At 54.4% G+C, this 13,725-nt stretch carries 12 protein-coding genes and 1 tRNA gene; 9 read left to right on the top strand and 4 right to left on the bottom strand.

What is annotated here, in order from left to right:
* The first annotated feature begins 20 nt into the window (after window positions 1–20).
* Entirely contained in the window at window positions 21–596 is a 576-nt protein-coding gene (locus ENTHG_RS14765) for a transcriptional regulator (protein ID WP_044182485.1), read from the top strand.
* Here the strand turns inward: ENTHG_RS14765 and ENTHG_RS14760 are convergent.
* Window positions 593–1,183 carry a LysE family translocator gene (locus ENTHG_RS14760; RefSeq protein ID WP_044181157.1) on the bottom strand — a complete coding sequence of 197 codons (591 nt, stop codon included), beginning with the start codon at window positions 1,181–1,183 and terminating at the stop codon, window positions 593–595. The genes ENTHG_RS14765 and ENTHG_RS14760 overlap by 4 nt on opposite strands.
* A gap of 38 nt (window positions 1,184–1,221) precedes the next feature.
* Window positions 1,222–2,067, bottom strand: a complete 846-nt coding sequence (locus ENTHG_RS14755) for an AraC family transcriptional regulator (RefSeq protein ID WP_044181155.1) — start codon at window positions 2,065–2,067, stop codon at window positions 1,222–1,224.
* 168 nt (window positions 2,068–2,235) lie between these two features.
* On the opposite strand from ENTHG_RS14755, the gene ENTHG_RS14750 reads away from it, so the two are divergent.
* The 5 genes from ENTHG_RS14750 (at window position 2,236) to ENTHG_RS14730 (ending at window position 5,426) form a co-directional block, all read left to right on the top strand.
* Window positions 2,236–2,311, top strand: a tRNA-Phe gene (locus tag ENTHG_RS14750).
* Window positions 2,312–2,610: 299 nt separating this feature from the next.
* A complete protein-coding gene (locus tag ENTHG_RS14745) occupies window positions 2,611–3,186 on the top strand; it encodes a DarT ssDNA thymidine ADP-ribosyltransferase family protein (RefSeq protein ID WP_044181152.1) in 576 nt (191 codons plus the stop codon).
* Window positions 3,187–3,188: 2 nt separating this feature from the next.
* Window positions 3,189–3,845: a type II toxin-antitoxin system toxin DNA ADP-ribosyl transferase DarT gene (darT, locus tag ENTHG_RS14740; RefSeq protein WP_044181149.1), complete on the top strand. Its 657-nt coding sequence runs from the start codon at window positions 3,189–3,191 to the stop codon at window positions 3,843–3,845.
* Window positions 3,842–4,909 (top strand): type II toxin-antitoxin system antitoxin DNA ADP-ribosyl glycohydrolase DarG, encoded by a 1,068-nt coding sequence (gene darG, locus ENTHG_RS14735; protein WP_044181146.1) that lies wholly within the window; start codon window positions 3,842–3,844, stop codon window positions 4,907–4,909. Before darT ends, darG begins: the two co-directional genes overlap by 4 nt.
* Before the next feature lie 151 nt (window positions 4,910–5,060).
* Window positions 5,061–5,426, top strand: a complete 366-nt coding sequence (locus tag ENTHG_RS14730; RefSeq protein WP_044181142.1) for a 5-carboxymethyl-2-hydroxymuconate Delta-isomerase — start codon at window positions 5,061–5,063, stop codon at window positions 5,424–5,426.
* Here ENTHG_RS14730 and ENTHG_RS14725 read toward each other — a convergent pair.
* Complete coding sequence (locus ENTHG_RS14725) at window positions 5,420–6,064, bottom strand: alpha/beta fold hydrolase family protein (protein ID WP_106403305.1); 645 nt, start codon at window positions 6,062–6,064, stop codon at window positions 5,420–5,422. The two genes, ENTHG_RS14730 and ENTHG_RS14725, sit on opposite strands and share 7 nt — an antisense overlap.
* A 388-nt stretch (window positions 6,065–6,452) precedes the next feature.
* Between ENTHG_RS14725 and ENTHG_RS14720 the strand changes: the two genes are divergently transcribed.
* Together ENTHG_RS14720 and ENTHG_RS14715 are read left to right on the top strand one after the other, a co-directional pair.
* The gene (locus ENTHG_RS14720; RefSeq protein WP_044181136.1) at window positions 6,453–9,350 is read left to right on the top strand and encodes an autotransporter family protein; all 2,898 of its coding nucleotides are present in this window, start codon (window positions 6,453–6,455) and stop codon (window positions 9,348–9,350) included.
* Window positions 9,351–9,444: 94 nt separating this feature from the next.
* Window positions 9,445–10,398, top strand: coding sequence for a nickel/cobalt transporter (locus ENTHG_RS14715; RefSeq protein WP_044181133.1), 954 nt, complete (start codon window positions 9,445–9,447; stop codon window positions 10,396–10,398).
* A gap of 36 nt (window positions 10,399–10,434) precedes the next feature.
* Here the strand turns inward: ENTHG_RS14715 and proP are convergent, their stop codons facing one another.
* Entirely contained in the window at window positions 10,435–11,937 is a 1,503-nt protein-coding gene (gene proP, locus ENTHG_RS14710) for a glycine betaine/L-proline transporter ProP (protein WP_044181130.1), read from the bottom strand.
* A 699-nt stretch (window positions 11,938–12,636) separates the two neighbouring features.
* Here proP and kdgT point away from each other — a divergent pair.
* Window positions 12,637–13,635 carry a 2-keto-3-deoxygluconate transporter gene (kdgT, locus tag ENTHG_RS14705; RefSeq protein WP_044181127.1) on the top strand — a complete coding sequence of 333 codons (999 nt, stop codon included), beginning with the start codon at window positions 12,637–12,639 and terminating at the stop codon, window positions 13,633–13,635.
* The last annotated feature ends 90 nt before the right edge of the window (window positions 13,636–13,725 follow it).

Raw genomic sequence — 13,725 nt, 5'->3', positions numbered from 1 at the left:
TGATAACGGAGGAGTCCACCGTGCAACGCGAAGATGTTTTAAGTCAGACACTTCAACTGTTTGAATTGAGAGGGATTGCGGAGACAACCCCGGAGATGGTCGCCGAGCGTCTTGATTATCCGCTGACGGAGTTTCTGCGTTTCTGGCCTGATAAAGAAGCGCTGCTGTATGACGCCCTGCGCTATCTCAGCCAGCAGGTAGACATCTGGCGCAGGCAGCTATTGCTTAATGATGAGCTGACAAAAGAGCAGAAACTGCTGGCGCGGTACGGCGCGCTGAGCGAGTGCGTCAGCAATAATCGCTATCCGGGCTGTCTGTTTATAGCCGCCTGCACCTTCTACCCGGACCCGGATCATCCGGTGCACCAGCTGGCGGATCAGCAAAAACAGGCGGCGTTTGAATTTACCCATGAGCTGCTGACCCAGCTTGAAGTGGATGACCCGACAATGGTCGCCCGGCAAATGGAACTGGTGCTGGAAGGCTGCCTGAGCCGCATGATGGTCAACCGCAGCCAGGCGGACGTCGACACCGCCCAGCGTCTTGCCGCCGACATTCTGCGTTTCGCCTGCTGCCGTCAGGGCGGCGCGCTGACCTAAGCCAGCATACCCGCCCACGCCGAAACCAGCAGGCAGAGCGCCATCAGCCGCTGAAAACGCACCATCGCCACGGTGGTGCGGAACAGCTGGTTTACCGCCCTTCCCAGCACAGCCCAGCAGAACAGACACGCCACTGAAATCAGCAAAAACCACAGCGCCATCAGCGCCACATCTTTGAGCACATGCGCCCCCGTGGGGGCAAACAGGCTGACCACCGCCAGCGCCATCATCCATGTTTTAGGGTTGATAACTTGCAGCAGCGCCGCCGCCCGCGCGGTAAAGCGGCGATGCGATTTTCCGGACAGATTAGCCGCCGGAGCGGTAAACAGCTGCCAGCTCATCCAGCTTAGCCACAGCACGCCCGCCCAGCTCATCAGTTGGCGCACCAGCGGATACTGACGCAGCAGTTCACCAGCTCCCGCTCCCGAGACCAGCACAATCATACTCGCGGCCATGCAGCCGCTGATTAGCGCGGGCAGCGTGGCCCTGACGCCATAATGCTGGCTATTAGTAAGGACGAGAATGTTGGTTGGCCCTGGCGTAATCGAGGCGACAAAGGCGAACAATAAGAAGGGCATGATGGTCACAGGTGAACTCCTTTTGTTATGGAGTTCTGACTGTGCCGTTATTTCCTGCCAGCGTCTGGAAGGTTTGTGCACAACCGCCGATAGTGGGCGGGTGTGATTCGGTAAGCCCGCTGGAACCAGCGCCCCAGGTGGCTCTGATCGGCGAATCCTAACAGGGAGGCAACCTGGACCGGCTGTTCCCCGGCGGCCAGCAGCTGGCGCGCTTTTGCCAGCCGCAGTTGAATAAGCCAGGCGTGCGGCGCCATATGAAACTCGCGTTTGAACGCGCGGGTCAGGGTAAAGCGGTCAGTACCCGTCTCGCGCGCCAGATCGGAAAGCCCGACGTTTTCTTCCATATGCGCGTACAGATAGTCCCGCGCGCGGTGGGCAATAGCGGAGCTCTGGATTTGTGATGGCAGGCGCTTACGCCACTGGCAATGGGCGGTCAGCTGCGTCAGCAGATTATCCATGCTGCTTTGCTGCACAATGCGCATTTCCTCGCTGTGAAGCGCGCCGAACGTCTCGCCAATCGCCCGCACCAGCTGCGGTTCGCGCGTTAGCGTCTGCTGAAAATGCAGGGAATAGCTGTCCGGAGTGGCGTCATAAAGGCCATGTAGCGTGCCGGTCAGCCACTTCTCGTCCAGATAAAAGGTCAGGTAGGTAAAGCCCCCCGCCACCGGCGCATCACCATCGTGAATTTCCCCCGGCTCCAGTAAAAAGGCATCCCCTGGCTGACTGTGGTGACGCTCGCGCCGACAGTGAAACTGCTGCGTACCGGCAAGGGTAATCCCTACCAGATAGCTGTCGTGCCAGTGGGGATCGAAGGCATGGCCTTCAAAATGTGCCTTAATGGTCTCGATACCGGTATCGGAATGCTGTCGCAGCTCAAGCCAGTCATTTACCATGCTCTCCTCCTCTCGCTGTCAGCATTGCCTGGTTAAGTCGGTTTGTCTGGAAGATTTGTGCAAACCCTACGCGCAAACTTACAGATTGCCGCAATCTTAATCAGTTGAACAGTTTTTCCGGAAATTAGGTTGACGACTATGCCTGATTACGGTTTAATGCGCCCCGTTGCCCGGATAGCTCAGTCGGTAGAGCAGGGGATTGAAAATCCCCGTGTCCTTGGTTCGATTCCGAGTCCGGGCACCACTATTCTAAAGAACCCGCCCAAAAGGCGGGTTTTTGCTTTTGGAGAACCGGACTCTCCATCGAACTACGTTCGATTATTCGCCGCAAGCGGCTCACCCCTGCGAAACTTTTTACGCTGTACTTTCATGTAACACCCCTCATTCAAAAAGAAATCGCTACAGTCCCTCTGCTTATTGGCCTGGTCAGAAAAATATATCCCTTTAAACAACACGCCAGGTCAAGACCCGTCAGCCTTAATCAGGTGATGATGCGGTAATTGTTAACGGAATTAATTCGACTCACAGAAGGAAACTGTAGCCATGGCTGATATCCGCACACAGCATTTTCTTTATCATTTAACGGACATTAACAATCTGAATGGCATTTTTTCTGGGGGGCTAAAATCGCGTAGTCTTTTGCATGGTTTTTCTGATGTTGCCGATCCTAAAATCATAGCTTCCCGCCACGATTTAAAGCTGGAAGAGTATGTCCCTTTCCATTTTTTTGCCAGAAACCCGTTTGATGGTAGAGTTCATCTCGACAATCCTGATAAAAAATTCGTTTTGATTGCAGTTCGTCGCAGCCATGCCCAGGCCAATAACTGGCGAATTATACCCAGGCATCCTCTATCTGGCGTAGTTACCACGTTGCTCGATTATGAAACAGGCATGAACGCCATTGACTGGATAACCATGAACCTTCGAGAGTACGATAACGACGAATGTAGACGCATATGCATGGCAGAATGCTTATCTCCAGAGACTGTACCTGCCAGAGATTTTTTCAGCATTTACGTGCCTGATGCAGCGACCGAAAATATTGTTAACACGCTAAAACAAAGGTATGGGTTCACGATGCATGTTAACAACAATCCACATATGTTCCCTGGAGCCTGAGCGTGGCCTACGATTACAGTTCCAGCCTTAACCCGGAAAAGGCTCTCATCTGGCGTATTGTCCACCGGGACAACATCCCGTGGATACTGGATAATGGACTGCATTGCGGCAACAGCGCTATACAGGCAACAAACTGGATCAATATTGGCAACCCAGAACTTATCGGCAAGCGGGCCGGGCATCCTGTACCTGTCGGAGCGGGCGGGACACTACATGATTATGTGCCATTTTACTTCACTCCCTTCTCGCCAATGCTGATGAATATCCACAGCGGGCGCGGCGGCATTAAACAACGCCCTAATGAAGAAATTGTTTTTATTGTCAGCAGCTTGCGAAGTGTAGCGGCGCAAAACCTTCCCTTCGCATTCACTGACAGCCACGCCTATTATAATTTGGCTAATTATTATACCGACCTGGGCAGTCTTAACCAGATAGACTGGTCCATCCTGCAGGCGCGTGATTTCCGTCGCGATCAAGACGATCTGGCAAAGTTCGAGCGCTATCAAGCCGAAGCGTTAATCTGGAAGCATTGTCCAATAACGCTGATAGATGGGATGATTTGTTATAGTAACGATGTCAAAATACAATTAGATAACTGGCTATCGCAACGCAATCTTTCAATGCCTGTCCACGCACGGGCCGGGTGGTACTTCTCATGATCACATTCACACAAGGCAACTTACTGGACGCGCCCGTAGAAGCACTGGTGAATACAGTTAATACCGTTGGTGTCATGGGTAAAGGTATTGCACTGATGTTCAAAGAGCGCTTCCCCGAGAACATGAAAGCGTACGCCCTCGCCTGCAAACAAAAGCAGGTGATAACTGGCAAAATGTTCATTACCGAGACCGGCGAACTTATGGGGCCACGCTGGATTATTAACTTTCCGACCAAACAACACTGGCGGGCTGACTCCCGCCTGGAGTGGATTGAAGAAGGTTTACAGGATTTGCGGCGCTTTTTGATCGAAGAAAAAGTACAGTCTGTTGCCATTCCCCCGCTTGGCGCAGGCAATGGTGGTCTGAGCTGGCCAGACGTTCGGGCACGCATTGAATCAGCCCTGGGCGATCTTTATGACACTGAGGTTGTAGTTTACGAACCTACCGAAAAATACCACAACGTTGCCAAGAGTACTGGCGTAAAAAAGCTCACCCCCGCCAGAGCGATGATCGCTGAACTGGTGCGCCGTTACTGGGTTCTCGGTATGGAGTGCAGTCTGCTGGAAATACAGAAACTGGCATGGCTTTTACAAAGGGCCATAGAGCAACATCAACAAGAAGACGTATTGAAGCTGCGGTTTGAGGCTCATTATTATGGCCCGTTCGCTCCTAATCTGAACCATTTGCTTAATGCACTTGATGGCACCTATCTTAAGGCCGAAAAACGTATCCCGGACAGCCAACCTTTGGACGTCATCTGGTTTAACGATCTGGAAAAAGAACATGTCAACCTCTGGCTAAACAACGAGGCCAAACAATGGCTACCAGCGCTTGAACAGGTCAGTCAATTGATCGACGGATTTGAGTCTCCGTTTGGCCTGGAATTGCTGGCAACCGTAGATTGGTTACTTACTCGAGGCGAGTGCCAGCCCACCCTGAACTCGGTAAAAGAGGGGCTACGCCATTGGCCTGCAGGAGAACGTTGGGCCAACCGCAAAATAAAGCTTTTTGACGATAAGAATCTACAATCAGCGATAAACCGCGTAATGGAATTCCATTGCTAATGGTTAGCCGTCTATTTTTTCTCTCCCTATAGTGCAGGAGCCAGGCTGTGCAAAACCGCTTCAGATGCGGTTCTTCTACTCGCTCTCCTGCCCTTGCCTCACCCGCCTCCCTTCGGTATATATAATTCCTTCTTTCTAAGGGAATAACCTCATGCCTAATATTCATATCTCCTACACCGACAACCTTCCTGCTCAGGATCAGCTCGAAGCGTTTGCAACCGCGCTACACACCCTTATCACCCCGGTGATTAAGACCGAAGTCGGTAACTTTAAAACCTTTATTACGCCGGTAGCCCGCTACGTCAGCGGCGATGGACAGGCTAAAAAAGCCTTTCTGCAGATCGATTTTCGTATGCTGCCGGGGCGCAGCGAAGAGGTAAAAAAAGAGACGGCGAATATCATCCTGGCGCAGGCTGCGCACTACTTTAGCGTCGAAAACGGTATCGAAACGCGGATCATCGTTGAAGTGGGCGAGGTCGACCAGCCTAACTACTACAAAACCAGCATCAATCAGTGACAGTCCGGCGGCGACGTCAGCAATGCAGGCCAGCGCGCCGCCCAGTCTGAGCCGTGATCCATTCCCGGCACCTCAATGACCTGTACGCACCGACTGTCAGCCGCCTGCTGATAACGCTTCGCTACTGACGCAGGCACTGTTGTATCCTGCGCCCCCGTGAAATGCACCTGCGGCAGCGCGGCAAGCTGCGGCGCAACGTCAATTGCGCTGAGCGCCTGCGGCATGGGTGAGACCCGGTGCAGCGCATTCACATAGGCTACGTCCAGGTTACCCGCAACCGTGCGCAGCGAACGCACATCACCGCGCCGGGCCGCCAGCAGCGCCGCGATATTCCCCCCGCCTGAATAGCCGACCAGCTCCAGCTGAACGCCGGGATGACGCTGCACAAACTGCGTCAGGGCGTCATTCATGACATCAACCGCCTGAGAAGAAAAGCGCCGATCGGTCCACCAGTGCAGGTTACATCCGGCGGGCAGCGGCGAGGCAGCAAACTGACAGGGGCGCGCCAGATAGAGCACGTTCGCTGCCGGGTCGGCCATCGCCAGCTTCAGGGCTACCGGGTTACGGGGCGTCGGGTCGGCTGACGGTGTGGTGCGGTTGATCCATGCAAAGCCATCACCCTCTATGTAAACCCGCAAAATATTTACTGGCGCTAAAATTTTACTTAAGGCGCGTAGCACAAGTGTGTTGATTTGTAAATTTTCACTGGTCATACCAGATGAGGCGATCTGCTTTTCCATCTCTGAGCGGCGACTATTTACAGCACAACTTGCTAATAAAAAACTTATAACAATCAACAAAGCGACACGTTTGTTAACATTTTTAGTGGTCATTTTACCCTCGCTTTGGAGATGACATCACGTCAAAAACCCCGTGTTTAGCGGCTTTAGCAACACTTAAACAGGGTGTAGCACGGATTGTGTTTTTTTCAAGCAAATGTATATTCTGTGACTGGATAGAAATCAGATAAATCTGAACTCCATTTTGCCTGCACCAGGAACGACTTGATTAACGCAACGGTACATTATGAATAAAATACGCCTCGGCCAGCATGGTTCTTTGCTGGTAGCATTCACCTCTGCGCAAGGATTGCTGGCAACATACGCTTACGCCGCGCCCGACAGCGAAATAATTAATAGCGCTGTTAGCACCGGTCGTGAAATATATTCTGACTTTAATACGTTAACCATTACGCCCCAGGGTTCATTAACCGGCACCGGCTATGCCGCGCTGAATATCAGCGGGGGCTATCTGGCTTCACTGCAAAATGCCGGAGCGATCTCCGCCAATAACGGCTACGCCGTTTACAGTTCCGGTACGCTTGGTTCGCTCGATAATAGCGGGACCATTGCCAATAATAGCGCCACCGGAGCGCTTTATCTTGACTATGGCAGCCAGACTGAAAGCATCACCAATAGCGGGCTGATTGGCGATACGAACAGTAATAACTATGGCTATGCTATTTATAACTATGGCTATATTAATAGCCTGAAAAATAAGGAGAATGGCTCCATAATCGGCGCTATTGCTCTGTATAATAACGGCTATATCAACCAGCTTGAAAACGCGGGTTTGATTGCCAATAACAATAATGGCTACTCTTCTGACGGGGCTATTTTTAACGATGGCACCATCGACACACTGGTCAACACCGGGACCATTAACTCCAGCTATACCAGCGGTATTGTAGGCGGCAGCGTGGCGCTGCGTAACTACGGTACGATTGGCACGCTAATTAACAGCGGTACGATTAGCAGTAATTATTTCGCTATTTTAAGTGATAGTCCGTCCTGGGATGCCATTGGCACGATCATAAATAGCGGGCTAATTAAAGGACCGCAGGCCATCTATTTTTATAGCCAAAATGGCAATAATGATTCGCTGGATATTAATAACAGCGGGACAATTGCCGGGAATATTTATAACTACAGCGTCTCTCCAACCGTGATCGCTGGCGGTAAGGATAAGCAGGGCGTGCTGACCGGTTATAAGGATACCAGCGGCTATATCTTTACCAATGGCGGCAGCGTCACCTTTAGCAGTGGTTCACTGTTACTTAACGACCACCTCTATACCGCTGGCGGTAATGTTATTAACGATGCCGCACAGATACAGGTGAATAACCCGCTGATTATCAACGGCAACTATCACCAGAACGCCGCCGCTGCGCTGATCGCAGGCGTGAGTGACGCTGCGACGGCGACGGGTGACGTGCGCGCCGATGCCGGATGTGGACGCCTGACGGTTAACGGCGCGGCGACTATTGATGAAGGCTCCCGTATCTCCCTTGCCCGCACCGGCAATACCTATGCCTTCGCGCCGGGTCAGCGTTATGTGGTGATCAACGCCAACAGCGCCGATACCCACTATAACGCCGATAAGCTGGTCTACAGCGCGGCTGGCTTCAACGGCGCGGTAAAAGGCGCGGAATATGATGACGGCACGCGTAACGCGCTGGTCCTGTCGCTGGTAGAGGCGCCTGTCGCCGTCGAACCGACGCCAGCCCCGGAACCCGTTCCCGAACCTACGCCTGCGCCGGAGCCTGCACCTGCTCCGCAACCTGCGCCAGAGCCTGCCCCAGCCCCTGCTACGGAGCCGCAAACGCCTGAGCGCGTAACGCCAGCGCCGAAGGAAGCAACGCCAGTTATCGTTGAGCCGGCCGTGCCTGCGCCCGTTGAGACCGTCGCCACGCCCCCTGTCGCCACCGCGCCGGCGGTAGCCGTTGCGCCTTTGCCCGTCGCAGCGCAGCCCGCTCCGGCACAGCCCGTTGCGGCACAGCCGCCAGTCCGCGCGCTGGCCACCCAGCCGGACGCCAGCGCAGCGCTGGGCGGCTTAGCCAACTACTCCGGCATTTCGCCGCAGCTGCTGGAGCTGTACAACGCCTCACTGGCGATCGATGGCAAAGCAGAGGCAAATCGCGTGGGCGAGCGGCTTTCAGCCAGCCAGAACATTAACGCCGCTACCGCCAGCACGCAGGCGGTCACTCAGGCGATGTCGGTGGTAAGCAACCACATCAACACGGCGCGCAATCCGCAAACCGCGGGCATGAGCGGCGTATCGACCGGGGATGCTTACGATAGCTGGAGCGTCTGGGGCCAGCCGTTCGGCGGTTTTGCCCATCAGGACAGCAGCGAAGAAGTAAGCGGCTACAAAGCGAAATTCGGCGGCCTGCTGCTTGGCGCGGATCGCGCACTGGGCGATAACTGGCGCGCAGGCGCGGCCCTCAACTACAGCAACACCTCGGTGCGCGGGCAGGATAACCTGAGCGGCAACCGCTCTACCGCCAATAACTATGGCGTCATTGGTTATGCGGGCTATACGGGTAATCCGTGGTATATGAACCTCTCGGCGGGGCTGAACCGACAGAACTATACCTCCACGCGTGAGGCGGAGTTCACCGGTTTCTCCGGCAAGGCGCACGGCAAGTTCAACGGTCAGTCGGTTACGCTGCAAAGTGAGTTCGGCTATCCGTTCACCTTACCGGCAGACGTGGTGTTAACGCCGATGGCGACGTTCACTTACGGCTATCAGCATGTGGATAGCTACAAAGAGTCCGGCGGCAACGGCATGGCGCTGAACGTTGGCAGTTCGCACGCGCAGTCGGTGACCAGCGATATCGGCGTCCGGCTGGAGAAGACCGTCGCCACCCGCCTCGGCAACGTAACGCCGTTTGCTCAGGTGTCGTGGATCCATCAGTACGATGACCGCCAGATGAGCAGCACGGCGGTCTACGGCGCGGACACCGTTGGAGAGACGCAGTTTGTCACCAAAGGGGCCGCGCCAGTGAAAGACATGGCCGGAATTGCGCTCGGCACCACCCTGTTTAATAACCAGGATCTGAGTCTCGACGCCCGCTACGATCTGCAGGCCGGTGAGCGCTATCAGGCGCATACTTTTAGCCTGCGGCTGCGCAAAACATTCTGATACGATAATGGAGCCTGCGGGCTCCTTTTTTTATCTGCACGCGATGAAGCGAGCGCCTATACTGCGCTCATGTCTTCCCCACCCCGGCCCCTCTATGACGACGCAAATTCTTGCCCGCCGCTGGCGGCTTTCCGGCGCGATAGCGTTAGTTGTTTTATTCTTTGCCGCCGCACTCATTCTGCACGCCCACTGGAGCGCCTTTCTGGCATGGTGCCTGGCGACCCAGATCACCCTGCACCGTTATCTGGTGATGTACCTGTTGCAACTGAATAACCATCAGTATACCGGCGGGCTATGGCTGCTTATCGGCGCGTTCTTTTACGGCGTCCTGCACGCGGTGGGGCCGGGGCACGGCAAGTTTATCGTCACGACTTATCTGAGCACCAACAAAGAGAGCCAGACCGCCGCACGGCTTATTCCCTTCCTCGGTAGCCTGATGCAGGGCGTGAGCGCCATCCTGTTTGTCTTTATTCTGGCGGTGGGGTTTAACCTGGCCGCGGGCGATCTCAGCGAGAGCCGCTGGTATGTCGAAAAAGCCAGCGCGCTGCTGATTGCCGGTTTCGGCGGCTGGCTGATATTGCGCGGCATGCAGTCGTTACGGCCACGAAGGGTTACGTTCACCTTCAGGCCGCTGGCGAACGACCACGGCCCCGACTGCGGCTGCGGCCATCACGGCGTGGGTGCCGGGGCGCACGGAGACTGGAAAACGCGCGCGGGGGTTATCCTGGCTATCGGCGCGCGCCCCTGCAGCGGCGCTATCATGATTCTGCTCTTTTCTAACGCGTTAGGTATCGTCAGCTGGGGAATGGCGGCGGTGATGACCATGGCGCTGGGTACGGCGCTCTCCATTATGGGGCTGTCGCTGGCGGTACGTTATGCCCGTAACAGCACGGCGGCGCTGTTTGGCGAACGCGGGGGTAACCTGCCCTGGCTGGTGCCTGCGCTGAAAATTGCCGGTGGGCTGATGCTTATCTTCTTTGCGCTGGTGCTGTTTCTGACGGTCATTCCGGTCAGCGCCAACGGCGACTATATTGCGGCAGGCTGCTGATAAAAAAATGCCCGGTTATTAACCGGGCATTCTCTCTTACTCATTAATGCGGGGATGCTGATCGACGAGGCGGGAGCGCCGCTTCTGCAACTCTTCAATCTCGGCATCAATCTCTTCGATTTTCTGCTCAATATTGTCGTGATGCTCGCGCAGGATCTCTTTCGCTTCCTGCAGGTCAGACGCGGCAGGCGTCGCCCCTTTCAGCGGACGGTTTGCCGTCTCCTTCATGGTAATACCGGTCAACAGGCCCACCACCGCAACCACCATCAGATAATAAGCCGGCATCATCAGGTTTTGCGTACTCTCCACCAGCCAGGCAGCCAGCGTCGGGGTCAGACCGGCAATCAGCACGGAAATATTGAACGCGCTCGCCAGCGCACTGTAACGGATGTGCGTCGGGAACATTGCCGGCAGGGTGGAGGCCATCACGCCGATAAAGCAGTTGAGGATCACCGCCAGCATCAGCAGACCGGCAAAGATAAGCCCCGTCACATTACTGTTGATCAATACAAACGCGGGGATAGCCAGCACAAACAGCGCCACGCTGCCAAACAGGATAAACGGACGACGGCCAAAACGGTCGCTTAGCAGCCCCATCACCGGCTGGACAAACAGCATACCCACCATGATGGCGATGATAATTAACACGCCGTGGTCTTCGGAGTAGTTGAGGTTATGGGACAGATAACTCGGCATGTAGGTGAGCAGCATGTAGTAGGTCACGTTGGTGGCGATAACCATCCCAATACAGACCAGCAGGCTGCGCCAGTGTTTGGTCGCAATCTCTTTGAAGGAGACTTTCGGGCCATCCTGTAACCCTTCACGGTCACCCTGCTCCAGCTTATCCACATGCTGCTGAAACGCCGGGGTCTCCTCCAGCGCGTGGCGCAGGTAAAGGCCGATAATCCCCAGCGGCAGGGCCAGGAAGAACGGGAGACGCCAGCCCCAGTCGAGGAAGTTCACCTCGCCGACCACGGTAGAGATAAGCACCACGATACCCGCGCCCAACACGAACCCGGCGATAGAGCCGAAGTCCAGCCAGCTGCCTAAGAAGCCGCGTCGCCGGTCCGGGGAGTATTCGGCAACGAAAATAGACGCGCCGGTATATTCGCCGCCGACCGAGAAACCCTGCGCCATTTTACACAGCAACAGCAGAATCGGCGCCCAGATGCCAATAGAGGCATACGACGGGATCAGGCCAATACAGAATGTACTGACGGACATAATCACAATGGTGATGGAGAGAATCTTCTGTCGCCCGTATTTATCCCCGAGCATGCCAAAGAAAAGGCCGCCAAGCGGACGGATAAGAAAGGGAACCGAGAAAGTCGCCAGCGCGGCAACCATCTGTACGCTGGGATTGGCGTCCGGGAAAAAGACTTTACCGAGCGCGTAAGCCACAAAACCATATACCCCAAAATCAAACCATTCCATCGCGTTGCCGAGCGACGCGGCGGTAATGGCTTTACGTAATTTGCCGTCGTCGATAATGGTGACATCGCGCAACGTAATAGGTTTTACTTTTTTCCTTTTTAACATGATGTCCTCTTTAGACTTGCGCCCTGAACCGCACAACGGCTATCCACAATATAATTGTGCGTTTTAAGCCAATACTTAAGGCTTGTTTTCCAAGCGTAGCAGGTTTACTTACACCAGCTGGTTACAGCCTGTACAACCGAACCTGTTGACGCCTGGCACGGGCTATATTTCACCGCTCTTTACCCTAACAGGGTTTAAAAAGGTGATCAACTTCACAAAAAAAGCCTCACTGTGACAGCTAACGCATTTTTAAATTTCAGATAAGTTCTTTCTTAAAACTGCGTTTTACTTAACGGGAAATGCCGGTCAAAAAATAGAGACTAAAAAGAAAACGCAACTGCCGCCAGGGCATTTATTACGGGCGTGACTATTATCCTGCAAGGTATATTTCCGCCATTTCTATTTACAAGTAATTCACACTTTTTTTATTTATAACGGCTTGAAAAATCTTTACATGAAATATGTGATGAAGATAACTAAAACACTGTTTTATTTTCATTGAATCATTATTCCGATGATCGCATCATATTCCCAGCAGTCACACAGTAAGGAGAGCGCCAGCCGCGCCCGCAGACTGTCAGCCGCGCTGACAGCAGGGGAGAAGATGAATGGAAACCAGGAAGGTTTAACTCTTTGAATAACCCATGTTTATTTTTGATTTAGTCAATCATTCCATATGATGAGACGTGAGGATTCATAATGAAAATCAAGGCCACCATTGAACGCATCCCCGGCGGGATGATGCTGATTCCGCTACTGTTAGGGGCAGTTTTAAATACGCTGGCGCCTGATACCGGAGCCTATTTCGGTTCATTCACTAAAGGGATGATTAGCGGCACAGTTCCGATTTTGGCTGTATGGTTCTTCTGTATCGGCGCTTCTATTGATTTACGCGCAACCGGTACAGTTTTGCGTAAATCAGGCACGCTGGTCATCACGAAAATCGCCGTTGCCTGGATTGTGGCGATGATCGCCGCCGCCTTTATCCCGGAAACGGGTATTCAGGCAGGTTTCTTTGCGGGCCTCTCGGTGCTGGCTATCGTCTCGGCGATGGATATGACGAACGGCGGTCTTTATGCCAGCCTGATGAACCAGTACGGTACGAAAGAAGAGTCCGGCGCGTTTGTGCTGATGTCGCTGGAATCTGGCCCGCTGATGACCATGGTGATCCTCGGTTCCGCAGGCCTGGCCTCTTTTGAACCACACCACTTTATTGGCGCCGTACTGCCGTTCCTGATCGGTTTCGCGCTGGGCAACCTCGACCACGATCTGCGCGCCTTCTTTAGCAAAGCGACGCCGGTGCTGATTCCGTTCTTCGGCTTCGCGCTGGGTAACACCATTAACCTGAGAGTGATCCTCGACACCGGCCTGCTGGGCATCGTGCTGGGCGTTGCGGTTATCATCATCACCGGTATTCCGCTGATTCTGGCTGATAAACTGATTGGCGGCGGTAACGGTACGGCGGGTGTGGCCGCCTCTTCCGCAGCGGGCGCTGCGGTGGCAAACCCGGTGATTATCGCGCAGATTAACCCGGCGTTTGAGCCGGTGGCGGCCTCCGCCACGGCGCTGGTCGCGGCAAGCGTAATAGTGACGGCGATTCTGGTGCCGATCATCACCGCCCTGTATGCCAGACGCTTCGGCAATGTGCCGGTAGCACAGAAGGCGGAAGAAACCCCAGCCGAGTCGCTACATCACTAATCAGCCCTCCCGGATGCGCTTCGCTTATCCGGGCTACTCTCCCAGCGCATCCAGCCCTCCCGGATGCGCTTCGCTTATCCGGGCTACTCT

The organism is Phytobacter massiliensis JC163 (genome assembly GCF_000321045.1).
Classification (GTDB): Bacteria; Pseudomonadota; Gammaproteobacteria; order Enterobacterales; family Enterobacteriaceae; genus Phytobacter_A; species Phytobacter_A massiliensis.
Note: the sequence above shows the minus strand (reverse complement) of the source record. Positions and strands in the feature narration are given on the sequence as shown.

Coding starts and splice junctions, on each gene's coding strand:
- ENTHG_RS14755 (WP_044181155.1), bottom strand. CDS start 2,067: ATGGTAAATGACTGGCTTGAGCTGCGACAGCATTCCGATACCGGTATC.
- ENTHG_RS14745 (WP_044181152.1), top strand. CDS start 2,611: ATGGCTGATATCCGCACACAGCATTTTCTTTATCATTTAACGGACATT.
- darG (WP_044181146.1), top strand. CDS start 3,842: ATGATCACATTCACACAAGGCAACTTACTGGACGCGCCCGTAGAAGCA.
- ENTHG_RS14730 (WP_044181142.1), top strand. CDS start 5,061: ATGCCTAATATTCATATCTCCTACACCGACAACCTTCCTGCTCAGGAT.
- ENTHG_RS14720 (WP_044181136.1), top strand. CDS start 6,453: ATGAATAAAATACGCCTCGGCCAGCATGGTTCTTTGCTGGTAGCATTC.
- ENTHG_RS14715 (WP_044181133.1), top strand. CDS start 9,445: ATGACGACGCAAATTCTTGCCCGCCGCTGGCGGCTTTCCGGCGCGATA.
- proP (WP_044181130.1), bottom strand. CDS start 11,937: ATGTTAAAAAGGAAAAAAGTAAAACCTATTACGTTGCGCGATGTCACC.
- kdgT (WP_044181127.1), top strand. CDS start 12,637: ATGAAAATCAAGGCCACCATTGAACGCATCCCCGGCGGGATGATGCTG.